Here is a 22,616-nt window from a genome sequence, read left to right as displayed (position 1 = left end):
TTTAAATAACATGCCGCAAGACCGCCGAAATGTTTTTTAAGCGTTTTTTCAACGCGGAATCGCAACTTGGTGTTTACGAATTGCTTAACTTTTCAACTCCGTCCGAAGTCATGACAACCTGCTTCATTGTGCCGTCCGCGTTATAATGCAGATAGTCTATGCAAACAGAACGCCGGTGACTTCCACCGTTTGGTAATGCGCCATTGTGATAGAAAAAGTATGACTTGCCCCTGAAATCCAATGTCGCCGGCCGGTTGGTCTCACAATTGTCAGCCGCCTCATTGAGTATACCCTTGAATTCCCAGGGGCCTGCGGCATTTCTGCTCATTGCATAAGCCACTTTTTCGGGAAGTTCGTGGCCGTAAGACAGATAATACCAATCGCCATGCTTATGAATGTGTGCACCTTCGAAAAAGCCGGGAAGCTCTGTAATTCGGATCTCCCCATCAATGGCGGTCAGGTTGCTGTTCAGCCGTGCGTAGTAGCAGAGGGTGTTTCCCCAATACATATGCGCCGTGCCGTCATCGTCGATGAGGACGGACGGGTCCAGGTTTGCTTTATCGGTTTCTGCTTTTGGAAGCATATCATGGGTAACCAGCGCGTGACCCAATGCATCCTCAAATGGCTCGGTCGGATGCCTGGAAACGGCAACTGCGATGGCTTTGCCGGGAACCGAACCATGGCTGACGGACACAAACCAGTAAAATTTATCATTGAAATGAATCACTTTCGAAGCATAGGCATCACCCTTGGCCCATTTGAAATCCTTCGCACTTAAAGGAACCGGATGTTCGATCCATGTTTTGAGGTCCGTTGAGGAAAAACAAAGCCAGTTATTCATTACATAATCGTCCACATCAGCCCGAGGTTCGTCGTGTCCGGTGTACAGGTAAGCGGTGTTGTTGAAGGCGATCACGGTCGGTCGGCGGTGAATTTGTGCCGGATAATTGGATTGCTAATTAGTAGTTCGGAACCCGTCATGGTATCATTTTTTTTGTTTAAAACACCTTATTTGTTGCCAGATTACTACTTTTGAAAAGATTTACCAACAATCCTTATCACCACACAATGCAAAAAGTTGATGTCAACGTCATCTATTACGGGAAGCCGTATCAAACGATCATTTCCATTTTATCGCTGCTCAAAGTCAGTGGACAATACATCAATTCGGTTTACATTACCGTAGAAAATAAACAACCATTTGGCCATTACGGCGACGTTTTTAAGGTAATAAAGGCCATTGAGCCAGTGATTCCGATCCATCTTTATTATCCCAAATCATTTTATAATCTTGAAATCCTGGACTATGACCGTGTGAAAAACGATGCGGATTATCGCTGGACTGTTCCGTATCAATATGCGCTCGAACATGCCCAGATGAAGTGGCTGTTTATCATGCATAATGATATGGTATTTCATAAAGACATGATTGGTGATATGCTCCCGTTGTTCCTGAAAGATGAGAAGACAGCCGGCACAGGATCCATCGGACAATGCTGGTCTTGTCCTGCAAATAAAGCGCAGCTTTGCGGCGGACATGTGTTTATGAAATACATTCCCAGTGCCGAAGAGGCGATTGCCGTACACGAACAATACGAAACGCCAAGACAAAAACGCGACCTGGAAATCCTGCATTCGGGCCGTATCCATCCGCTTCCGGAATGCCGCCTGAATGAATATGCTTGCATGATTAATGTCGCGACTTATCGTAAAACTACATTGCCGCTGGGAGAGAACGGTTGCTTTGGCGGCAACTGGGAATTTACGGCGGATCTGGGCACTGGCTGGTTTCACCAAATGGTTAACCAGGGACATAAATTCTCACACTTCGTTTTGGAAGAGTATGCAAAGCATTCCTCATTCAACCCAATCGGGCAGGGGATCATGGCGTATTCCAATCAGGATAATTACATATTGAGCGAAAAAAATGCGCTGCAATATCTGGTTGATAATTACAAAATTGATGCGTCGCTTGATTTCAAAACGTCGGTTACGGCTGGACTAAGAGAGCGGAAATATCGTTTCAGGGATTTCAAACGAAGCCTTATCCCAACTGCCAAGCGAATCGCCAAGTCGATCGTCCGTTAGTTGTTAAGCATAAAAACCCATAATGTTTGCTTAGGCCGTTACATCGAAACGACATTCAGGTCAGTGCTGCGGTTGCCGGATTTATTCTATTTCAGTGACGGTGTGATGCCTATTTTTGATTTAATTCTTCAAAAATGGCAACATGAAAGATCACTCAAACAGACTCTCTAAACCAATGATGCATGCACTTTATTTTCCGAGCCTGATCCTGACCGCTTTGCTGACGGGTCTGTCAGCTGGCTTGTTCTACGCCTATTCCTGCTCAGTCAATTTAGGATTGGCCAGGTTGCCAGACAACGAATATTTACGGGCGATGCAGGAGATCAACAAGGCAATTCTGAATCCTGTGTTTTTTATGTCATTCATAGGCTCAATTTTTCTTCTGGCGTTTGCCAGCTGGCTGAGTCATTCGGAACAAGTGGCTACGTTCAGGCTTCTCTTAGCCGCAACGCTCGTGTATGCAATCGGCGTTTTTGGCGTAACGGTTGCGGGCAATGTGCCGTTAAACGATACTTTGGCTGGTTTTAACATCAATGCAGCAACGGCAGACGAAATTAGGCTGCAACGTCTTCATTTCGAACGGCCTTGGAACAAGCTGCATTCAATCAGAACGCTTTGCTCAGTCGGCGCATTTTTGCTCGTAGTTATCGCTTTGTGCAAAACAAAATAGAAAGGCCAAAGCCTTTCTATTAATAACTACTAAGTCTGATTTCTCAATCAATATGCGTGTCTTTGATCCACCGCATTCAATTTGTGATAAGTAACATAGGAAACCATCAGCACTGCAAGAACGATAAGCGGAAATACAGACCCAAATCCGAATCCGTCTACAACCGTTGTACTGATGCTGGCGCAGAGAAAGTCAAAAACAAAACCTGCATAGGCCCATTCTTTTAATCTTGCAGGCACTTTTGGTAATATGATCGCCAAAGATCCTGCCACTTTAAAGGCGGTGATCATGGGGCCGAAATAATCCGGGTAACCCAGGTGGCGAATTCCTTCGAGGGCCATTTCGGTTTGCGATGTGAGTGCGGGCATTACGCCTTCAAACAAAAAAATCAGTGTGGTTGAAATCCAGAAAATAATGCGGGTTGTTTTCATGACAGTAAATGTTTTGCGTTTATGGTTTGTTTTTGTTGATACAAACCTACTGCATATTTTACCCGGTGACGCAGTGTAAATACGACGAATAGGAGGGTGCTTTGCGACAAATTTAGCAAGGCCATTTACACCGGTAATTTTTTGCGGATCGCTTCTCTGTCTGTGTCTGATTTTGCCATTGAGAGGGCGGTTTGCCAATGCAGCTTCGCTTTTTCATCGTCCAGACCGCTATAAAGCTCTCCCAGCAATGCGTAATAGAAGTGATTTTCGGGTAAATTAAGCTTTTCGGCCTCGCTAATGGCCGCTTCTTTTCCTCTGACTTTTGCGACGGCGTATGTGCGGTTGAGCGCGGCAGCAGGGGAATATTCTCTTTGCAATAATTGATTGTAGAGGTGCAAAATCCCTTCCCATTTTTCAGCACTATCATGCTGTTGCGTGTGCCACGCGGCGATGCCGGCTTCAAGGTGATATTTAGACAATCTATTTCCCTGCGCAGCCTTTTTTAAGAAATATCCGCCTTTGCTGATCAGGTCTGTGTTCCAAAGGCCAGAGTCCTGGTCATCATATAAAATAATGGCGCCCTTTGCATTGATTCTTGCATCAAGTCTCGACGCGTGGAAACACATTAGGGCGAGCAGCGCATTCACCTGTGGCTTGTTCGTTTCCGGGTTTTCAACGAGCATTGTACACAGGCGCATTGCTTCCAGACAAAGGTCTTTTCGTAATGTATTGTTCTGACTAACAGAATAATATCCCTCGTTGAAGAGCAAATAAATAGTCATCAGAACCTGATCCAGCCGCTGGTCGATTTCTGATTGAGCCGGAAGCGTTATCCGGATATTTTCTTCACGTAATTTCTCCTTTGCCCGGAATAATCGCTTGTTGATCGTTTCCTTGTTCGTAACAAAAGCGGTTGCAATTTCATCAATGCCAAAACCGCAGAGAATTCGCAAGGAAAGGCCGATTTGCGATGCGTGGGAGATAGCAGGATGGCAGATTGCAAACATCATTTGCAATTGACTGTCATTGATATTTTGAGTGGAAAGGTCAATCTCGCTTTCAATGGAACTATCATTTTCTGCTTTCAAAGCGGGAAAAACGCTTTCCCTGAAAATGACGTCGCGTTGCAAGTGATTTTTTGCTTTGTTTTTAGCCGTATTATAAAGCCACCCCACCGGATTGGGCGGGAGGCCTTCCAGTCCCCAGGCTTGCATAGCAACCTGAAATGTTTCACTTGCAATATCTTCTGCAATCTCAATTTCCCGGAAACCAAAATGCCTGCAAAGCACCGACACAATTTTTCGGTATTCTGTTCTGAATAAATGCGGGATGATTGTTCCGTGATCCAAAATTCAATTCGTTTCGTGAACCGAGATTATTTTACGGACTTCGACACTGTTGCCTTCGCCTTTGAGAATCGGGCAGGCTTGTGCGATTTTAACGGCTTCCTCAAAATTCTCTGCCTTAATCATGATAAAGCCCGCGATGGATTCCTTGATCTCAGCAAAAGGTCCGTCGGTGATAACATCATTGTATTTCAAAACCTTCCCTTCAATCGACAAGCCTTTGCCACCGGAAAACTTATTCTCCGCTTCAATGCTGCCAACCCAGTCATGATATTGTTTCATATATTCCTGCATTTGCTCTGGCGAAGGCTGGGCTTCCTTTGTCAGTAAGTCAAGCCGCATAAGGATGATGTACTCGTCCATGTTTTTCTGTTTTTTAGTTAAAGTAAATGGTTTAGATTTTATATCCGCATTACAAATGACATTCGCCTGATTGGACATCAACAGGCGAATTTTTTTAAGCAATTTGTGAGCTGGCTGGCCAAATCATTGATTTACCTTGAAACGACCGCATAAAAAAATGGCTGCGACACAATGCGTCGCAGCCATTTCAAACCATTTGCAATACTTATCTGATTTTAAAGAATCTCATGTTCATCTCCTGATCTCCGTAGTACACTTTCAGGAAGTAATGACCATCGTTCAATCCTGTTACGTTAAGCGATATTTTGTTTTTCCCTGCCACGATATCCGATTGGGTCGTGTTCATTTTGACACCGGTTAAGCTGTAAGTTTCAACTTTTCCTTTCCCGGCAGTTTTGGAAACAAACTCAACACTAACGAGTTCTTTAACCGGATTTGGCGCAACAACCGCTTCGCTGATCGCGTCATAGCGAACGGTGATAATCCTGCTCGTCAGGAACGAGCCGTCTTCGTCGACCATTTTCAACTGGTAATAGTTGTTGCCGTAAAGCGGCGCTTTATCCAGGAATTTATATTCGCCAACTCTCTTGTCTGACAATGGCATTGTTCCAATAACCGAACCAGATTTCATCTGGCTGTCAAAGCGGATGATTTCAAAGCCTTTGCCATCCTTTTCTTCTGCAACATTCCAGGATAGCTCTACACCATTGCTCACAGGTGTTCCGTCGAATCTCGAAATATGGATTGGAAGTGCCTCTCCAACTTTGAAAGCCATGGTCTGAACACTAGATTTGCATGATCCACCCTCAATCGCCAATATATAATCGCCGTCGGGAAGCGCCGCAAAGGTAATTTTCGGACGGTCACTTTGTAGATTCACGCGTGCTGAACGCATCATGTTGGATCCTTTCATGATCTTCCAATCAATGCTCGCAACGTTTTCACCGTGAAAGTTGAAAACAAGTTCGGTGCTCTTAGGATCACTGATCCCTTTGAGATTTGGACCTAATGCACATGGCATGCGGCTGTCGGCACTTGTGATGTCAAAAGATTTTGAACTGACAGAAGAAACGCAATCACCGCCTTCAATTTCAAGCGTATAAGTCCCCAATGATTGTGCAGGGTAAGTGATCTGCACGCTATTGGCTGTCAAGCCTCCGGTTTTGCCGTTAGCAACTGTGTTTCCGTTCTTTTTAATCCTCCAAGTAAGGTTCGGAATGTTTGTTCCGTTGACGGTTAGCATCAAAGCGGTTGTAGAAGCGTTGGCGATCGTAGCAATTGTGGGGCCGCCAGCGCAATTTGGAGGCGTAATATTGAAGTTGGATGTGCTAACAGAAGATTTGCAATCGCCGCCTTCAATTTCCAATGTGTAATTTCCAGCAGACAATGTAGAGAATGAAATGTCAACGTTTGTAGAACTCAATGTTCCTGTTTTGCCGGAACGCACAACAGTTGAACCGGATTTGATTCTCCAATCAATGTTTGGAATTCCGTTACCGCTGTAACTAAAACGCAGAGCTGTCTGGGAAACATTGCTGATTGTACCCAATGTCGGGCCACCCGGGCAGTTTGGTTCGGGATCAACAACCGAATCGGGGTTTTTAGGAAGTTCGTTCCAAAAGCAGCTCAAAACCTCATTGTAATTCAATGTGAAGCCCATATTAGGATTCATCGAGCTACCATTTTCACCTTCGATGGTCTGACGAATCAAACCCATTGAGATCGCGTCGCGGCTGTATGTATTCGTTTCGCGGTGAAAATTGACGCGTAACAAACCGTCTTTTATGATCGCATACTGGTATGTTTTTACATTATCGCCACCAATATATGTTCCAAGTCGCAAGCCGTCTGTAATGGGTTTACCATTACAAGGGATCATATTTCCCTGCTGCGTTCCCAGATAATTGTTGCCCATTGTGCTTGGGTCAATGGAGTTGACGCAAGAATTGACAATGCGGTTTCCGTTGGCATCGTTAGGGAACCGGTTGTTATCCATGTGCAACAGGATGGCCGTGTTATCAAATGCCTGCGATTTGCGGCTCTGGTCCGGGTTTCCATCCCATCTGATGTAGATCCTGTTCTGGTTGATAATCGTGTAGACTGGCCTTCCACCTACATTACCCAGTAACTCATCGTGTGTCCAGGTCCTGCCTCCGCAATTAACCTGCGTTGCAAAAGCAAACTGATTCTTTTGCAACTCGTCATCGGGGGTTGCAGCCATCATGAGGCTTAACAACCCACTCGCATACGCTAGCTTTTGTAAGAATTTCATCAATGTTAATCAGGTAAATGTTGAAGAATTAAATTATTTGGGTTAAAAAAGTGCTTTGGGAATACTTAGGGTGATGAAGTGTTTGGTAACACCAGATATCAATCTCGATCCGTTTGCAGCGAAGGTTTAAAAAAAAAGGCTGCGACATTTCTGCCACAGCCTTTTTTATGCCTTATTCTTAGTTAGACTTGAAGAATCTAAGGTTCATTTCCTGAACTCCGTAATAAACTTTAATAAAATAATGGCCGTCAGCTAAACCAGTTACGTTAAGCGAGACTTTGTTGAGTCCTTCTTTAATCGTTGGCTGGACAGCATTCACTTTAACACCACTGATATTGAATGTTTCAAGTTTTCCCTGTCCTGCAACTTTCGAATAGAACTCTATGTTCACGAAATCTTTAACAGGGTTAGGGGAAACAATGACTTTATCAATCACTTCGTAACGAGCATTGACAATTTCACTTTTTGAGTAAGTGCCATTTTTATCGATCACATTCAGCTGGTAGTGATTGACTCCGAAAAGTGGTGTTTTATCAACAAACTTGTATTCGCCAACTTGCTGATCAGACGATGAAATGTGACCGATCACTGCGGAAGTTTTTAAGTTGCCGTTGTAACGAATAACCTCAAACCCACTTCCGTCTTTTTGCTCCGGAGCAGTCCAGGCCAATTCCACTCCTTCGGTTGCAGGAGCAGCCTCAAATCTCGCAACAGGAACTGGCATTACGCCTCCCCCGATCTGGAAGCTCATTGTCTGCGCCTCAGATCTGCAGGCACCTCCCTCAATTGCGAGCGTGTAGGACCCCGGTTCAAGCGCCGCGTAAGTAATTGTTGGACGGTCGCTGGTTAATTGAATACGTGCCGAACGGATTACGGTAGCGCCTTGAAGGATTTTCCAATCAATGCTGGCAACATTCTCTCCATGGAAGTTGAACGTGAGCTCGGTTGCTTTTGGATCTGTAATGGATTTCAACAATGGTCCGAACTGACATGGAGGACGGCTGTCTGTTGTAGTAACATTGAAATTAGAAGTGCTAACAAGCGAAGTGCAACTGCCACCTTCAATTTCAAGAGAATACGTCCCTGTTGCAAGGCTGGCAAATGTTAAGGAGGCAGAGTTTGAACTCAAAGTGCCCGTTTTTCCACTTGCTAATGTAGTTCCACCTTGTTTGACTCTCCAAGTCAGAGCAGAAACACCTGAACCGTTAAAGTCAACTGTTAGACCTGTTCCAGAAACATTTTTGATGCTAGAAATGGTTGGTCCGCTTGCGCAGTTTGTCGTTGTTATGGGGAAGTACCAAGCGTGAACAGCCGAAGTACAGTCGCCACCTTCAATTTCCAGTATATATGTTCCTGCTATAAGGCTAGGATAGGTGATTGAGGCAGAATTAGACCCCAGGTTGCCAGTTCTTCCACTTGCAAGAACAGATGCACCTGATTTAATGCGCCATGTTAATCTTGACACGCCTGTACCACTGTAATCGACTGTCAAACCAGTTGCTGAAATGTTTCTGATATTTGTAATTTTCGGTCCGGCAGGGCAGTTGGCCAGTGCAATTGAGAAGGCTCTTGAACTAACTGAAGAAACACAATTGCCACCTTCAATTTCAAGAGAATACGTGCCTGCTGCAAGGCTGGCAAATGTTAAGGAAGCAGAGTTTGAACTCAAAGTGCCCGTTTTTCCACTTGCAAGTGTAGTACCGCCTTGTTTAATCCTCCAAGTCAGAGCAGAAACGCCTGAACCGTTAAAGTCAACTGTCAGACCTGTTCCAGAAACATTTTTGATGCTAGAAATGGTTGGACCGCTTGCGCAGTTTGCCGTTGTTATAGGGAAGTACCAAGCGTGAACAGCCGAAGTACAGTCGCCACCTTCAATTTCCAGTATATATGTTCCTGCTATAAGGCTAGGATAGGTGATTGAGGCAGAATTAGACCCCAGGTTGCCAGTTCTTCCACTTGCAAGAACAGATGCACCTGATTTAATGCGCCATGTTAATCTTGACACGCCTGTACCACTGTAGTCGACTGTTAAACCAGTCGCTGAAATGTTTCTGATATTTGTAATTTTCGGTCCGGCAGGGCAATTGGCCTGGCCAATTGCAAAAGCTCTTGAATTAACCGAAGAAATACAGTCACCACCTTCAACCTCCAATGTGTAAGATCCATTGCTAATCGCCTCAAACGTAATGTCAACCAGGGCGGAAGTCAATGCTCCGGTTTTGCCAGAACGAACAACGTTAGCGCCAGATTTGATTCTCCAAGTGATGTTAGGCACGCCGATTCCATCAAATTGAAAACGTAAGCCCGTTTGCGAAATGTTGGTCACTGCCACAAGTGTCGGGCCGCTGGTGCAGTTTGCATTTGTTACATTGAAGTTGGACGCGCTAACCGAAGAAACGCAATCCCCACCTTCAATTTCAAGCGAATAAGTGCCCGCGCCCAAGCTTGCAAATGTTATTGTAGCAGAGTTTGAGCCAAGATTTCCAGTTTTGCCATTTCTGACAACATTACCATTTTGTTTTACACGCCAGGTAAGGTTTGGAATGCCTGAGCCGTTGAAATCAACCGTCAGACTCGTGCCGGAAATGTTCTTGATGGTCGTGATTGTAGGTCCGCTGGCACAGTTAGGCTGAGATACTGAGAAGTTGGAAGTGCTAACAGATGAGGAACAGTTTCCACCTTCGATTTCCAAAGTATAATTGCCGGTGCTCAATGCAGAAAATGTAATCGAAGCCGAGTTTGAGCTCAGATTTCCGGTATTGCCACTGGCCACTGTGTTGCCGCCTTGTTTCACACGCCATGTAACGCTTGAAACTCCCACGCCATCAAAATCAACCGTTAAGCCTGTTGATGACACATTTTTGATAGTGGTAATTGCTGGTCCGGAAGGGCAGTTCGTTGAACCGACCGAGAAACTTTTTGAGCTAACGGAGGAGATACAATCGCCGCCTTCGATTTCCAATGTATAATTTCCACCGTTCAATGCAGCGAAAGAAATGTCAACAAGTGAAGAAGTCAAGCCAGGCGTTTTTCCGTTACGCACTACCTCAGGACCGGATTTAATTCTCCATGTAATGTTAGGAACGCCGTTACCGTCGAATTGGAAGCGCAAGCCAGAGGCCGAAATATTGCTGATGGTGCCCAAAGTAGGTCCGCCAGGGCAGGTGCCTGGGTTAACTGTAAAGTTGGAAGCGCTAACCGAAGAAACGCAATCGCCGCCTTCAATTTCCAGCGAATAAGTGCCCGCGCCCAAGCTTGCAAATGTTATAGTAGCAGAGTTTGAGCCAAGGTTTCCAGTTTTGCCATTTCTGACAACATTACCATTTTGTTTTACACGCCAAGTAAGATTTGGAATGCCTGAGCCGTTGAAATCAACCGTCAGACTCGTGCCGGAAATGTTCTTGATGGTCGTGATTGTGGGTCCGCTAGCACAGTTAGGCTGAGATACTGAGAAGTTGGAAGTGCTCACAGATGAGGAACAGTTTCCACCTTCGATTTCCAATGTATAATTGCCGGTGCCCAATGCAGAAAATGTAATCGAAGCCGAGTTTGAGCTCAGATTTCCGGTATTGCCACTGGCCACTGTGTTGCCGCCTTGTTTCACACGCCATGTAACGCTTGAAACTCCCACGCCATCAAAATCGACCGTTAAGCCTGTTGATGACACATTTTTGATAGTGGTAATTGCTGGTCCGGAAGGGCAGTTCGTTGAACCAACCGAGAAACTTTTTGAGCTAACGGAGGAGATACAGTCGCCGCCTTCGATTTCCAATGTATAATTTCCACCGTTCAATGCAGCGAATGAAATGTCAACAAGTGAAGAAGTCAAGCCAGGCGTTTTTCCGTTACGCACTACCTCAGGACCGGATTTAATTCTCCATGTAATGTTAGGAACGCCGTTACCGTCGAATTGGAAGCGCAAGCCAGAAGCCGAAATATTGCTTATCGTGCCCAAAGTAGGTCCGCCGGGGCAGGTTCCCGGAACGATCGTAAAGTTTGAAGCGCTTACCGAAGAGCTGCAATCCCCACCTTCTATTTCCAATTCGTAAGTGCCAGCGCCAAGGCTGTTAAATGAAATGGAAGCTGAATTAGAAGTCAAATTACCCGTTTTGCCGTTTCTGACAACATTGCCATTTTGTTTTACGCGCCATGTAAGGTTAGGAATGCCCGAACCATTGAAATCAACTGTAAGAGCCGTTGGTGAAACATTTTTTACGCTTGAAATTGTTGGTCCGCTTGGGCAGTTTGGCTGGTTAACTGTAAATGATGCAGCGCTTACCGATGAAGTACAGTCACCGCCTTCAATTTCCAGGGTATAATTTCCGGCGCTGAGAACGCTGAATGAAATGTCAACATTATTAGAAGACAAATTTCCGGATTTACCGGAGCGAATCACACTGCCGCCGGATTTAATTCTCCAGTCAATGTTAGGAATGCCGTTACCTGAATACGCGAAACGAAGGCCAGTTTGTGAAACGTTACTTACGCCTCCGATTGTAGGTCCGCTAGGGCAATTTGGCTCCGGGTTAACCACTGAATCCGGATTCTTCGGAAGTTCGTTCCAGAAGCAGCTCAGCACCTCGGTGTAGTTCAATGAAAAACCCATGTTCGGGTTCATGAAACTTCCGTTTTCACCTTCGAGCGTCTGACGGATAAGGCCCATTGAAATGGCATCGCGGCTGTAGTTGTTTGTTTCACGGTGAAAATTCACACGCAACAAGCCATCCTTAATGATCGCATATTGGAATGTCCGGACGCCATCGCCTCCACGGTATGTACCCAGCATCAAACCATCTGTAATGGGCTTGTTGTTACAAGGGATCATGTTGCCTTGCTGCGCTCCCAGATAATTGTTACCCATTGTACTAGGGTCAATGGAGTTGATACATGAGTTAACAATCCGGTTTCCATCCGTGTTATTAGGAAACTTATTGTTATCCATATGCAGCAAAATCGCTGTGTTCTCAAAGGCCTGATTTTTTCGGCTAGGGTCCGGGTTCCCGTCCCATCTGATGTAGATCCTGTTCTGATGGATAATTGTGTATACCGGCTTCCCGCCTACATTGCCCAGGAACTCGTCGTGCGTCCATACCATTGGCTGGCTTGTTCCAGGTTTTGTTCCGCAGATCACCTGCGACGCCACGGCCATCTGCTCTTTCCGTAACGCATCATCCGACGTTGCTGCCATGAGGCCAAGCAACCCGCTCGCGAAAATTAATTTCTGTAAAAATTTCATCAATGTTAAACAGGTAAATGTTGAAGAATTAAATTGTATGGGTTAAAAAATGCGTAAACAGGACATCGGAACGCCGATATGGTCCGTTTTCAGGTTAAAGGGGCACGCCCTGATTTGAAAATTGTAGCTGGAAAGTGTAACTCCTTGACAAAGAGTATGTAATGGATGTAAACAATTTATTATATAACAAATAGAATATGTTTGTAGAAGTATAAACCTTCGAAATGTAGTAATAATTTATTTAGTAGCAAGAGGGAAAACCAAAATTTTTATGTGCGCCGTTCAACCGTTTAATAAAAAGTTCCTGGATTAGAACAATATTTTTGTCATAAATCTGCTCCTGCGCGTTCAGCGGCTCATTTTCGTATCGGGCAAAAAAGTTTATCAGTGTTGAAAAAATTTTTCCTTGCCATATGTCTTTAAAACAGAACGTTACATCCACCAGGAATTTCAATTCCTTAAAAACTTTCAACCTCAATTTGGAGGGAGATTTTAAAAGTGTACCTTTGCACCACGATTGAGGAACGGGGTACGAGGAAATGAGCTGAGGCTAGCAGTGTAACCAGCCGAAAAATAGGATTCCGTAGCTCAGCTGGTAGAGCAATACACTTTTAATGTATGGGTCCTGGGTTCGAATCCCAGCGGGATCACTTGAAGAAATAACAAAAAGCATCAAAAGCCTGCAAATCAACGGATTAGCAGGCTTTTTCTTTTCCGGACTATCCCAAAAGATTCATCTTTCCGCAAATTTTTGGTGAGTAATTCGGTGAGTTCGACAATCTGCAAATTTTACTCACCAGAATCGCTGTAACTTATTGTATGTGAAGATGTTTACGGCGTAAACATCTTGTGCTGATTAGGCTTGCAAGACTACTTTTGTTCAACTTTAAACCTGAAAAGGGTATGAAAACAAAGATCAGTCTGCTTCTCTATTTGAAGAAGCCGAAAAATTATCTAAAAGGACCTGTGCCAATTTACTTGCGGATTACTGTTGAAAGTAAAAGAGCTGAATTTACGACTGGGCGAGAATGTGAGCCAAGCCGGTGGAATGCGGTTGCTGGATGAGTTACTGGTGTGAAGGAAGCTGTGAAGTCGACAAATTCTTATCTCGGCAACCTTGAACAGCAATTATTAGATGCACATGCCGCGCTGGTTCGTGATGATGCTTTGATAACGGCGGAGACAATCAAAAACAAGTTTCTAGGCGTCGGTCCAAAGCAACGGCTATTGATGGAGGTGATTGCCGATCACAATGAGCGGATGAAGGCTTTGGTGGGACAAGAATATGCAATCGGCACACTCAACCGCTACAAAGTATACTTGATAGAAAAGTAAGGTTTGGGATATCGCCACAGTTATGCAATGAAAGGGTTTTAAGATTAATAAGGTTTTCTAGATCCACATAACTTTCAAGAGCTTTGCAATTGACACAAACCAGGCTCTCTATGCTTGTGGGAAGATCATTAAGGGATTCTAATTTAGAGCAGTCATGAAGTTGCAGATTTCTAACACGCCCGGATGTAAGCCCTAAGGTTTGCCGAATATCACTTTTAAGTATATGAAGAACAACAAGATTCGCTGGAATATTTAATCCTTCAAAATTTTGCGTTCTTGGCTTGTATTTCCAAAGGTATAATTCCCTTAATGATGAGTTTCCCAACAGAACAGGAAAGCCCGGATACCAGTCCGTTGAAAGAATTTCGAGATTATCAAGTTTAGAATAATCAAATCGTTGGTCTTTTCGATTAACAGAAGTAATAGCAACTTTCAAGTTGCTCAGCTCGATCAAACTCGAATACCCCAAGGCTAGATTAGCAATGTTAACTTTTTCAATAAAGCTTATTGATTCCAAGAAGCTTAAATCCTTAATACACTTGGAATCAAACTGGTTTAGATAAATACCAGAAACAGCGTTATTGATTATGTAATCAACCTCGGCCATTAGATCATTTCCAGTTAGCACCAGACAGTCAGGCTGGCCGTCTAAGCCTGTGGTGAAATGATGACCGTTTTTTTCAATGTACCCCATAACGACAAATATATCTAATAATTGATCAGGTCGGTTTGGTGAAAAAATCAAATAATTTATAATATTCTCTGATTGCATTTTATTTTTCTCTATTCGATGGAGCGCCACAATATGATTAGTGGGGACGACTCGCTGTTGACGAAATAGCAAGATTTCAGGTTAGCTCCTCTCTCATATTACTGCTCAATAGCTCCGAATGTGTTGGCAGGTGCGCTCTAAATGTATTACTTTACATGGGCCTTAAGTTAACCTAGGGCATATATATACAGGCTGTTACTTCTTTAAACTAGAATTTGTGGTGGAAATGGAATATCACTCGTTTGCAAAAGACTGTATCGATGAGTTAAAGGTTTTGCAAGAAAAATTTAATAAGGATTATGATCTTGACAGTTATGCAAACTGGTTCTATGATCAGGCCACGGGACTACTGACCTTTTCCTCCAACGAACCAGAGCTGAATTTCAAATATTTTGAAGTTGGCAGTTTTTCACACAAATCAGACACCTGGATGTGGTCATGGCACAACGAAAATACTTCCGAAAATGCCAAGGTGGCCGCTAAGCAAATAAAGGACTTTGGTGAAAGGTGTGGTTTCACCAAATTGACAAATGGCTGTTTCGAAATCGATGAATTCGAAGCCTGGGAATTCGTTGCTATCGCAGCCAAGGTTATCAATGGAATTGGTGCCTACCGGCCCGTCAACGACAACGGATTAAAGATCTTTCTTGTGATTACTGAGCATGTTGACAATGAAACGGCTAAGAACATCAAGAACAAGTATATAGAATGCAGCGATCATGAATACAGACGAGTCGCGTTCGTATGTCAGCATCTGAATTTCGCTACCAGAGTCGGTTTCGAAGAATCGTTCGAAACACTTGAAGGCATGGAATTGTCGGAAGAAGACGACTTTCAGGCATGGTGCGACCAATGTGAAAGTATCAGAGTTTTAGAAGATGGATGGAACCACAATACAATGAAATTTGCAAAGCTAAGGGTCGTGTGTGAGGCATGCTATTTTAAGATGAAGGAGTTGAACCTGGGGTCGGTATAGTAGCCAGCTTTTCCTTCTTGAAAAAGGAACGCCTGTCTTTTTATTTGTAAGTCTGATCAGCTTATAATTAAAACCATACGACCCTAATATTTGCCCCTACACCTGGACAAGTGAGAAACTTTGATAGATTCGCTTGTCTGTAACCAGGCGACGCGACAGACAAGCGAAAGTAAAGCTACTTACTCTGAAACAGAGGCAGCCCTTGGTTTTCTGCCGCGCGGCTTGCCAGTATATTCAGGTTTTGGTGCCGAATTTTCAAAAATTAGTTGATATCCTACGACTCCTTCGTCATAATGAAAAAGGCTGACAGAGAAGGTCACCTTAGTGCTTTCGAAATCGATTCCTCCCTTTTTTAGTATTAGCGCCAGAGGGATTACATATCCGCCACGTCCGCTTCTTTCAAATGGAAAAGCCTGCTCAGCACTATCTGATGGCACTAGGTACAATGACTTGATGGTTCTTTTGCCCTCATCTGTGCCGATCTTAAATTGGGTCGACGCGGCCTCGATTCCTAACTCTTCCAAGGTAGCAGACGGGAATACCAGTTTACCAGTGGCAGAGATATAGCCTGTCGGCAATGGTTTTAATTTTGGTGCTGGTTTTTGAACTGCCGCGTTTTCTTCTGGCGCAAAGAATTTAATTGATTTGACTTTCATTGGTGTTTGTATGGGGTTATTACCCGCTAAAATAAAGCATTCACACCAAATATCCGTTTCTATACTGAATTGAACGGCGCTAGTTTAAATCCACCGCTAATTTGACATTATTTTCTTGGTATTATTCTCATAGACCAAGCCGTTTTTGTCTGCGTTGGGTTTGTTTTTTCTCGTGTTGAGAAGTTAGCTTTTCCCCATTATTTACATTTAGCTTGTGTTCAATAGCCGATAGCGAATAGTCCCTTCCTATAGCAGAATCTTTGACCTTCATGCCGTTTCTGACATTAAGGAAGGCAATCCCCCTGCCAATGTATGTCTTGTAGCCCTGCTTTTGCAACTCCTTTTTTAACTGCTCTATTGAAGTACTTTTCGCTAATTTCTAGTCGATCGTTTCTTTTAGCTTTAAAATAGATTTATCTGTAATCTGGATTTGGTTTTTACTTTCCTGGGTCAAGTGCATTTCCGCTGTAATAGTCAGTCCTAATTCCAGCTCCATCCTCCGACAAAAGTTTCCGGTCTTAGCGTAATTGTTAAAATGGTCGGCTGTGTTTTTACCATTGTAATTGATCCGGTTTGCCACGATGGCAGATGGCCTCTCTTGCAATGATAATAGAGTTTGCGTGGCAGGATACCTTTTAGGAGTTGTGTTGCCCCCTTCGTATCTAAGAGCTTATCAGGATATTTGGCCAGGTCTGATCGGATCTGTACCGGCTTACCTGTCTTTCCAAGACGTCCAAATCTTGCTGGGCCGTCCCTAAGTTAAATTTTGCTATGTCCATTTTGCCTGCTTGTTTAGTAAAACATGCTGGCAAAATTCACGGGTGGAATGGTGGAAACGGTTCCCGGTCTTCCCTACGGAACCAAGCGAATGAAGCTTTTAGAAGCCTTTAAGAAGTAGACGGGCCTGCGAAATGTATTTGTAGCGCTGGTCATTTGGGCCGCAGTCAAATTGGGCTTGTTCTTCTGGTTGAAAAACCTTGATGAATGAACCCTGCTCAAAATTGTGGATTAGAAAACTATTAAAAAGTGACGCTATTTGCGGGCCATCCAGAGCTTTGCTAACATATCCCATTTCGTTAAGTACAAAATACAAAGCGCCAGTGTATAGCCTGCCGCCTTTATGCTGCTTGTGGAATAGATACATGTCAGCTGTTGGGGTGGGTACAACCCATTTATGCTCGACTAGCAGCCGGATGAACACATCGAATCTGCCACGCCAGTCTGTTAAATCATCACCAATTAAAATCTCATGAAAAGGGCCTATGATTGTCGGTGATTTAGGCGGTTTCTTTGACCGGTTCACTTGGTCCAGGTGATTTGCACTTCTCCGCGGCAATTAAAAAAGTTATCATACCATCAATACTAATTAGTATTGCTTTCCCCAACCAGATAGTGCGTCTTAATCCCCTGTTATGCATTACAATTGTAATTTGTTTTGGCATACCGCTATTCTGTATTGTAAACAGTACGGGAATAACCGTAAAAAAGAATTGAGGATAGAAAAGAGAGGCTTCAAATGTTACACTTGTACCACATGATTTTTTCTAAGGTGCTTTATCTACTTCTCGCCGTTTTTAAAGTATAAGGCTGCGTGAAGTCTTTTGGAAACATTAGTAAACTTCACAAATTCTCCGTCAATCCGAACATGACCGTCCATGCAACATTGAAGTCAGACGGCAAATCTCAAATGAAATAAGCAATACTACCCATCAAAATGAGCATTGAATCCTATGTTCTGCCCTGAACATCCCAGGTAATTTTGTGGCTCAAAACAATTTTAACATGTCTGGCCCGACAGCTGGATAACATTCAAAAGCCATGAAGATTATACCGCTTTTTACGTGGGGGCTTGCAGCCTCCATGCTGCTTGCCTGTGAAAAAACAAATCTTGACCCCGCTCACCCCGATAACTATTCCACAGGTACCGTGACGGAAGTGGGCAAACCGGTGGGCCTGGCAGCTACCAAGGTTATAGGCCCCGAAGGAGGCAGCATTATTTCCGCCGACGGGAAATTCACCCTGACCGTTCCCGCAGGCGCACTAGGCCAGTCCACTTCCCTGACGGTTGAACCCGTCGAAAACACCTGTCCAAATGGTATCGGTACCAGCTACTGCATTAAACCCGCGAATACGCAGTTTGCCAAAGATGTGGACATGGATTACCAACATGCTGAAGGTGACCTGAACGGAGCGGATGAAAGCCAGCTTATGCTGGCCAGGCAGCAGCCAGACCATTCGTGGGCGATGGTCCGAAAGGGGCAACTCACTAAGCCGAGCCGAAAGATCTCCACCAAAATAAAGCGTACGGGGACCGTTAGCATGGTAACCAAATACATGCTGGAATCTACGAAGAAGGAACTGATCCCTTCTGAGGAAGCTCAGCTTCAATTCAGAGCGGTGTCGTATTGGCCAGAAAAAAGTGAAGAAGATCCGGGTGAACTTATTGTTCCTCTGATTGTTGAAATCCGTCTTAGCAAGATCCAGGATTTCAGGGTCAACAACATCTTGTTTGGGAATAATTACAATGGGAACATTGAATTCAGGGGAACTGGCGGGGATCAACCCATTTTTTATTACGTCGCCCCTGCAAAATTGCCTGCAAAAGAAAAGCGCGAAATGATTGTGTCAGTTAAGCTGACAGACAACCCCAAAGTAACGTTTACTTACAAGTTCAAAATAGTCTCGGGCTGCACCGTCACCGTCGATGGAAAGAAGTTTGAGGACCTCGACGTGCGGGTTTGGTATCAGAAAAATGACATGGGTGCATATTACGGTGTCGAGATAAATGGACTGCCCGCAAAGGCAAAGCTTTCTCAATTTAAAATCGGGTTACTATATGAGTTCGATGGGCCGAAAACCTATCTACTCAAAGGTGGATTAGAAGAGGTGCAGAATCAAACATTCTTCATTGGCGGTCCGACTTCCGACGGCAGCGGTATTTACAACACTCTTTATGTTGATTTCGATTACGGCGAACATGGTAAGCTCATATTCGACCCCGCAACCCTCCACGTTCAGGAGTACGGAGGACCGGGCTCGATTTCCAGCGGGACAGTTTCATGCAACCTTCATCTGGAACGACAAAAGGAAAATCCGATCAAATTCCAGGCAGTATTCAGGGCAATCGCGATAGGATTCTAGCCTCTTGTGCTCATATCTATTTTACAGCCTTTGTACACAGTCTCAATTTGGACGAATCAGTCCCACACATACCAATCAATTATACAAAACAATTATTAGCCATGAAAAAAATCCTTTTTGCCAACATTCCGTTTGACGGACATTTTAATCCCCTTACCGGCATTGCCATGCACCTCAAATCGCAGGGTCACGATGTGCGCTGGTATGCGGCCAGCGCCTACCAGGATAAGCTTGCACGTTTGGATATTCAGCACTATCCTTTCAAAAAAGCGGTAGACTACAACCAGCAGAATGTCAACGAAATCTTCCCCGAAAGACTGGCCATCAAAGGCCAGGTTCAAAAATTGAAGTTTGATATGAAAAACTATTTCGCATTGCGCGGACCGGAATTCTATCAGGACATTCGTGACATCGACGAAACATGGTCTTTTGACTTGATGATCAGCGATATTGCTTTTACCGGCATTCCGTTTGTGAAGGACAAGCTGGGCAAACGTGTCATCTCAGTCGGCGTTTTCCCACTCACGGAAAACTCGCGTGACCTTCCTCCCGCAGGCCTGGGCATGGTGCCGTCTGACACTTTCTTCGGAAGGAGAAAACAGGATATTTTACGATTTGTGTCCGATAACCTGCTGTTCAGGGAATCGAAGCTTTTATTCAGACGATTGTTCATCGAACACGGCATGGCGCCTGCCAACGGGCATCTGTTTCAGATTTGCGGGCAAAAATCGGATCTGCTCCTGCAAAGCGGGACACCCGGGTTTGAGTTCAAACGGTCCGATCTCAGTGCCAATATTCGCTTCATTGGTGCGCTGCTGCCGTATTCGGGCAGCCATACCGAAACTTTTGCGCTCACTGGAAAACTTAAAAATTACAAAAGGGTCGTTCTCGTGACGCAGGGTACCATGGAAAAAGACCCGGAAAAAATACTGGTACCTACCCTGGAAGCATTTAAGGATACGGATGTACTGGTAATTGCGACGACGGGCGGGTCAGGAACCGCCACACTGCAGGCCCGCTTTCCGCAACCCAACCTTGTGATCCGGGATTTCATTTCATTTGCAGATATCATGCCTCAATGTGACGTATATGTGACTAACGGAGGGTATGGCGGCGTGATGCTGGGAATTCAGAACGAATTGCCGCTGGTTGTTGCCGGGATCCATGAAGGGAAAAATGAGATCAATGCGCGGGTTGGGTATTTCAAGCTGGGTCTCGATTTGAAAACGGAGTATCCGACCGCTGAGCAAATCAGGAATTCGGTTGACAAAGTGCTCACGGACAAGCAATATGTAGAAAAAGTGAAGAAAATGGCGCGGGAGTTTTCCCAGTACCGTGTGTTTGATCTGTGTGATCAATATATTCACCAACTCTTTGAACATCACGGTAATAAGGATCAGCAATTTTCTAAATATATTTGAATTGGTAAAACCACCCAATTCGGGATACCCAACCTCCATTCGTTCAATCATGCAAAAGTACCTCCAACCCCCTGTGTTTGGTTTGCCTCTGTTATGGGTGCTGATCCTCTTAAACTTTTCGCTTGTGCTGGCACAAAGCCAGGATATCACATTGCGCGCCGGTGAAACCCACGTGGAACCGGCGCTGCGGTTTAGTATCCTGGAAGATAAAACCGCAAGCTTATCCATAGAGGACATTTTAAGAAATGCATCACAGTTTACGCCCAGCCCTCAGGAAGTCGCAAACTTTGGGGCTTCCAAGTCCGCGCTCTGGCTTAGGTTAATTGTTACAAACCGTTCCCGCGAGGCCTGGTTCCTGTCCATCGATGCGCCGTTTTTGAAAGAGGTAGATATGTATAAAGTGGGCGTCGCCGGTGTAGTACAACATGTGAGCCTGGGATCCGGAAAGCCTTTCAAAGAACGGATCGTACAGACGACGGAGATGATATTTCCGCTTGGCTTGCAGTATAAAGAAAATGCCGTCTTTTATTTCAGGATCAGGAGTAATTCTGTTTTGAAAGCTCCATTCAAAATAGCGACGTTGCAGTACATCCTTGAAAACACCCAAACAATCGAGCTCATCGACGGCATTTATTTCGGTCTGATCCTGGCACTGATCATTTATAATCTTTTTGTGTTCATTTCGATCAGAGAATCTGCGTACCTGTATTATGCGATGTATATACTTTGCATTGCCTTCAATATCGCATATATCCGCGGCTATCTGTTACACTACATTTTCCCAGCGTTTCCGCAGGCCAATCATTCTGTGTTTTCCGCTGTGGGAGCTTTCCTATTTGCCGTGCTGTTCACGAATTCGTTTCTTAACACCCGTCATTATTGTCCCGAATTGAGGCGGCTCGGGTACTTTTTGCTGGGATGCTGCGTGGTGAGTCTGGCATTTGCCGTCAACGGAGACGTGCTGATGGCCTTTCAGCTGAACTGGATCATCTTTGTCTTCTTTATTTATTATTTCAACCGGCTTGGCTTTAGCGTACTGCGAAAAGGATTTAGCCCGGCAAGATATTACCTGCTGGGCTTCAATATTTTCTTCGCGGCACTTGCCTTGTTCATCCTGAAAGACAATGCACTGTTACCACAGAACATGCTGACTGAGAGCGCCTATCAGATTGGCTCGGCGCTGGAATCGGTTATTCTCTCCTATGCCTTGGCCAACAAGTTGCATATTTTCAAAAGGGAGAGGCAAGAAAGCCAGGACCTGGCACTTTTACAGGCAAATCAATTTTCGCAGCAGCTGATTGCCTCCCAGGAAATCGAGCGAAAACGGGTCGCGGCAGAATTGCATGACAGCCTGGGACAAAGTCTTGGAATGGTAAAAAATAAAGTTTTGATCCTGAAACGTGACCTGAGGATACCGGGTGCGCAAGAGAAACAAGTCGCTGATCTGGAAACAATGGTGACGGAGACGATTCAGGAGGTGCGCAATATCTCGTACAATCTCCGGCCTTTGCATCTAGAACTTTTGGGTGTCAGCCAGTCCATCCAAAGCTTGCTGGAAGACATTGTTGAGTCTTCACACATGGAAATTGAGTCCGATATAAAGAAGATAGACGGTTTACTGACCAAGGAAAATGAAATCAATGTTTTCAGGATCATTCAGGAGTGTTTGAACAACATTGTGAAACATGCGCAGGCAACACGAGCCCGGGTGCGTATAATTTCTGACACGACGTTTATCTATATCCGTGTTGAAGACAATGGTATTGGCATTGCCTCAAAAAATGTTATCGGAAAAGGCTGCGGTTTGATAAGCATCCGCGAACGGCTCAACATCATGAACGGACAGTTCGAAATTCTGCAAAACATACCCAATGGAACGATTGTGAGTATCAAAATCAAGATCTAATTT

General features: G+C 44.5%; 17 protein-coding genes and 1 tRNA gene. 9 read left to right on the top strand and 9 right to left on the bottom strand.

Annotated features, from left to right (window positions below; translation table 11 throughout):
* Positions 1–73 precede the first annotated feature (73 nt).
* On the bottom strand, positions 74–916 hold the full coding sequence (locus MUK70_RS08550) for a glycoside hydrolase family 43 protein (RefSeq protein ID WP_234655871.1): 843 nt from the start codon (positions 914–916) through the stop codon (positions 74–76).
* Positions 917–1,032: 116 nt separating this feature from the next.
* Here MUK70_RS08550 and MUK70_RS08545 point away from each other — a divergent pair, with 116 nt between their 5' ends.
* Complete coding sequence (locus tag MUK70_RS08545; RefSeq protein WP_244784760.1) at positions 1,033–2,088, top strand: hypothetical protein; 1,056 nt, start codon at positions 1,033–1,035, stop codon at positions 2,086–2,088.
* A gap of 142 nt (positions 2,089–2,230) precedes the next feature.
* Positions 2,231–2,758: an anthrone oxygenase family protein gene (locus MUK70_RS08540; protein WP_234655873.1), complete on the top strand. Its 528-nt coding sequence runs from the start codon at positions 2,231–2,233 to the stop codon at positions 2,756–2,758.
* Between the two features lie 47 nt (positions 2,759–2,805).
* Here MUK70_RS08540 and MUK70_RS08535 read toward each other — a convergent pair whose 3' ends face one another.
* The 5 genes from MUK70_RS08535 to MUK70_RS08515 form a co-directional block, all read right to left on the bottom strand.
* Positions 2,806–3,189, bottom strand: coding sequence for a DoxX family protein (locus tag MUK70_RS08535; RefSeq protein ID WP_234606803.1), 384 nt, complete (start codon positions 3,187–3,189; stop codon positions 2,806–2,808).
* A gap of 125 nt (positions 3,190–3,314) precedes the next feature.
* The gene (locus MUK70_RS08530; protein ID WP_234655874.1) at positions 3,315–4,538 is read right to left on the bottom strand and encodes an RNA polymerase sigma factor; all 1,224 of its coding nucleotides are present in this window, start codon (positions 4,536–4,538) and stop codon (positions 3,315–3,317) included.
* Between the two features lie 3 nt (positions 4,539–4,541).
* Positions 4,542–4,898 (bottom strand): YciI family protein, encoded by a 357-nt coding sequence (locus MUK70_RS08525; protein WP_234606805.1) that lies wholly within the window; start codon positions 4,896–4,898, stop codon positions 4,542–4,544.
* 205 nt (positions 4,899–5,103) lie between these two features.
* The gene (locus tag MUK70_RS08520; protein WP_234655875.1) at positions 5,104–7,170 is read right to left on the bottom strand and encodes a T9SS type A sorting domain-containing protein; all 2,067 of its coding nucleotides are present in this window, start codon (positions 7,168–7,170) and stop codon (positions 5,104–5,106) included.
* 178 nt (positions 7,171–7,348) lie between these two features.
* Positions 7,349–12,406: a T9SS type A sorting domain-containing protein gene (locus MUK70_RS08515; protein ID WP_234655876.1), complete on the bottom strand. Its 5,058-nt coding sequence runs from the start codon at positions 12,404–12,406 to the stop codon at positions 7,349–7,351.
* Positions 12,407–12,983: 577 nt separating this feature from the next.
* Between MUK70_RS08515 and MUK70_RS08510 the strand changes: the two genes are divergently transcribed.
* The 3 genes from MUK70_RS08510 (at position 12,984) to MUK70_RS08500 (ending at position 13,741) form a co-directional block, all read left to right on the top strand.
* A tRNA-Lys gene (locus MUK70_RS08510) sits at positions 12,984–13,056 on the top strand.
* Between the two features lie 253 nt (positions 13,057–13,309).
* Positions 13,310–13,471: an Arm DNA-binding domain-containing protein gene (locus tag MUK70_RS08505; protein WP_234655877.1), complete on the top strand. Its 162-nt coding sequence runs from the start codon at positions 13,310–13,312 to the stop codon at positions 13,469–13,471.
* A gap of 21 nt (positions 13,472–13,492) precedes the next feature.
* Positions 13,493–13,741, top strand: coding sequence for a hypothetical protein (locus MUK70_RS08500; protein ID WP_234655878.1), 249 nt, complete (start codon positions 13,493–13,495; stop codon positions 13,739–13,741).
* On the opposite strand, the gene MUK70_RS08495 is transcribed toward MUK70_RS08500, so the two are convergent.
* Positions 13,707–14,513 (bottom strand): hypothetical protein, encoded by an 807-nt coding sequence (locus MUK70_RS08495; protein ID WP_234655879.1) that lies wholly within the window; start codon positions 14,511–14,513, stop codon positions 13,707–13,709. The genes MUK70_RS08500 and MUK70_RS08495 overlap by 35 nt on opposite strands.
* Positions 14,514–14,739: 226 nt before the next feature.
* Here MUK70_RS08495 and MUK70_RS08490 point away from each other — a divergent pair, with 226 nt between their 5' ends.
* Positions 14,740–15,489 carry a DUF6882 domain-containing protein gene (locus tag MUK70_RS08490; protein ID WP_234655880.1) on the top strand — a complete coding sequence of 250 codons (750 nt, stop codon included), beginning with the start codon at positions 14,740–14,742 and terminating at the stop codon, positions 15,487–15,489.
* A gap of 179 nt (positions 15,490–15,668) precedes the next feature.
* Here the strand turns inward: MUK70_RS08490 and MUK70_RS08485 are convergent, their stop codons facing one another.
* Together MUK70_RS08485 and MUK70_RS08480 are read right to left on the bottom strand one after the other, a co-directional pair.
* Positions 15,669–16,145, bottom strand: a complete 477-nt coding sequence (locus MUK70_RS08485; RefSeq protein ID WP_234655881.1) for a hypothetical protein — start codon at positions 16,143–16,145, stop codon at positions 15,669–15,671.
* 379 nt (positions 16,146–16,524) lie between these two features.
* The gene (locus tag MUK70_RS08480) at positions 16,525–16,749 is read right to left on the bottom strand and encodes a hypothetical protein (RefSeq protein WP_234655882.1); all 225 of its coding nucleotides are present in this window, start codon (positions 16,747–16,749) and stop codon (positions 16,525–16,527) included.
* A 1,214-nt stretch (positions 16,750–17,963) separates the two neighbouring features.
* On the opposite strand from MUK70_RS08480, the gene MUK70_RS08475 reads away from it, so the two are divergent.
* The 3 genes from MUK70_RS08475 to MUK70_RS08465 all read left to right on the top strand — a co-directional run bounded on the left by MUK70_RS08475 (position 17,964) and on the right by MUK70_RS08465 (position 22,613).
* On the top strand, positions 17,964–19,286 hold the full coding sequence (locus tag MUK70_RS08475) for a hypothetical protein (protein ID WP_234655883.1): 1,323 nt from the start codon (positions 17,964–17,966) through the stop codon (positions 19,284–19,286).
* 101 nt (positions 19,287–19,387) lie between these two features.
* Positions 19,388–20,707: a glycosyltransferase gene (locus MUK70_RS08470; protein WP_234655884.1), complete on the top strand. Its 1,320-nt coding sequence runs from the start codon at positions 19,388–19,390 to the stop codon at positions 20,705–20,707.
* Positions 20,708–20,756: 49 nt separating this feature from the next.
* The gene (locus MUK70_RS08465) at positions 20,757–22,613 is read left to right on the top strand and encodes a sensor histidine kinase (RefSeq protein WP_234655885.1); all 1,857 of its coding nucleotides are present in this window, start codon (positions 20,757–20,759) and stop codon (positions 22,611–22,613) included.
* The last annotated feature ends 3 nt before the right edge of the window (positions 22,614–22,616 follow it).

It is taken from the genome of Dyadobacter chenwenxiniae (assembly GCF_022869785.1).
Lineage (GTDB): Bacteria > Bacteroidota > Bacteroidia > Cytophagales > Spirosomataceae > Dyadobacter > Dyadobacter chenwenxiniae.
The sequence above is the reverse complement of the archived record's forward strand: the minus strand, read 5'-3'. Positions and strand labels throughout refer to the sequence as shown.

Coding starts and splice junctions, on each gene's coding strand:
- MUK70_RS08540 (WP_234655873.1), top strand. CDS start 2,231: ATGAAAGATCACTCAAACAGACTCTCTAAACCAATGATGCATGCACTT.
- MUK70_RS08535 (WP_234606803.1), bottom strand. CDS start 3,189: ATGAAAACAACCCGCATTATTTTCTGGATTTCAACCACACTGATTTTT.
- MUK70_RS08525 (WP_234606805.1), bottom strand. CDS start 4,898: ATGGACGAGTACATCATCCTTATGCGGCTTGACTTACTGACAAAGGAA.
- MUK70_RS08520 (WP_234655875.1), bottom strand. CDS start 7,170: ATGAAATTCTTACAAAAGCTAGCGTATGCGAGTGGGTTGTTAAGCCTC.
- MUK70_RS08515 (WP_234655876.1), bottom strand. CDS start 12,406: ATGAAATTTTTACAGAAATTAATTTTCGCGAGCGGGTTGCTTGGCCTC.
- MUK70_RS08505 (WP_234655877.1), top strand. CDS start 13,310: ATGAAAACAAAGATCAGTCTGCTTCTCTATTTGAAGAAGCCGAAAAAT.
- MUK70_RS08495 (WP_234655879.1), bottom strand. CDS start 14,513: ATGCAATCAGAGAATATTATAAATTATTTGATTTTTTCACCAAACCGA.
- MUK70_RS08490 (WP_234655880.1), top strand. CDS start 14,740: ATGGAATATCACTCGTTTGCAAAAGACTGTATCGATGAGTTAAAGGTT.
- MUK70_RS08485 (WP_234655881.1), bottom strand. CDS start 16,145: ATGAAAGTCAAATCAATTAAATTCTTTGCGCCAGAAGAAAACGCGGCA.
- MUK70_RS08475 (WP_234655883.1), top strand. CDS start 17,964: ATGAAGATTATACCGCTTTTTACGTGGGGGCTTGCAGCCTCCATGCTG.
- MUK70_RS08470 (WP_234655884.1), top strand. CDS start 19,388: ATGAAAAAAATCCTTTTTGCCAACATTCCGTTTGACGGACATTTTAAT.
- MUK70_RS08465 (WP_234655885.1), top strand. CDS start 20,757: ATGCAAAAGTACCTCCAACCCCCTGTGTTTGGTTTGCCTCTGTTATGG.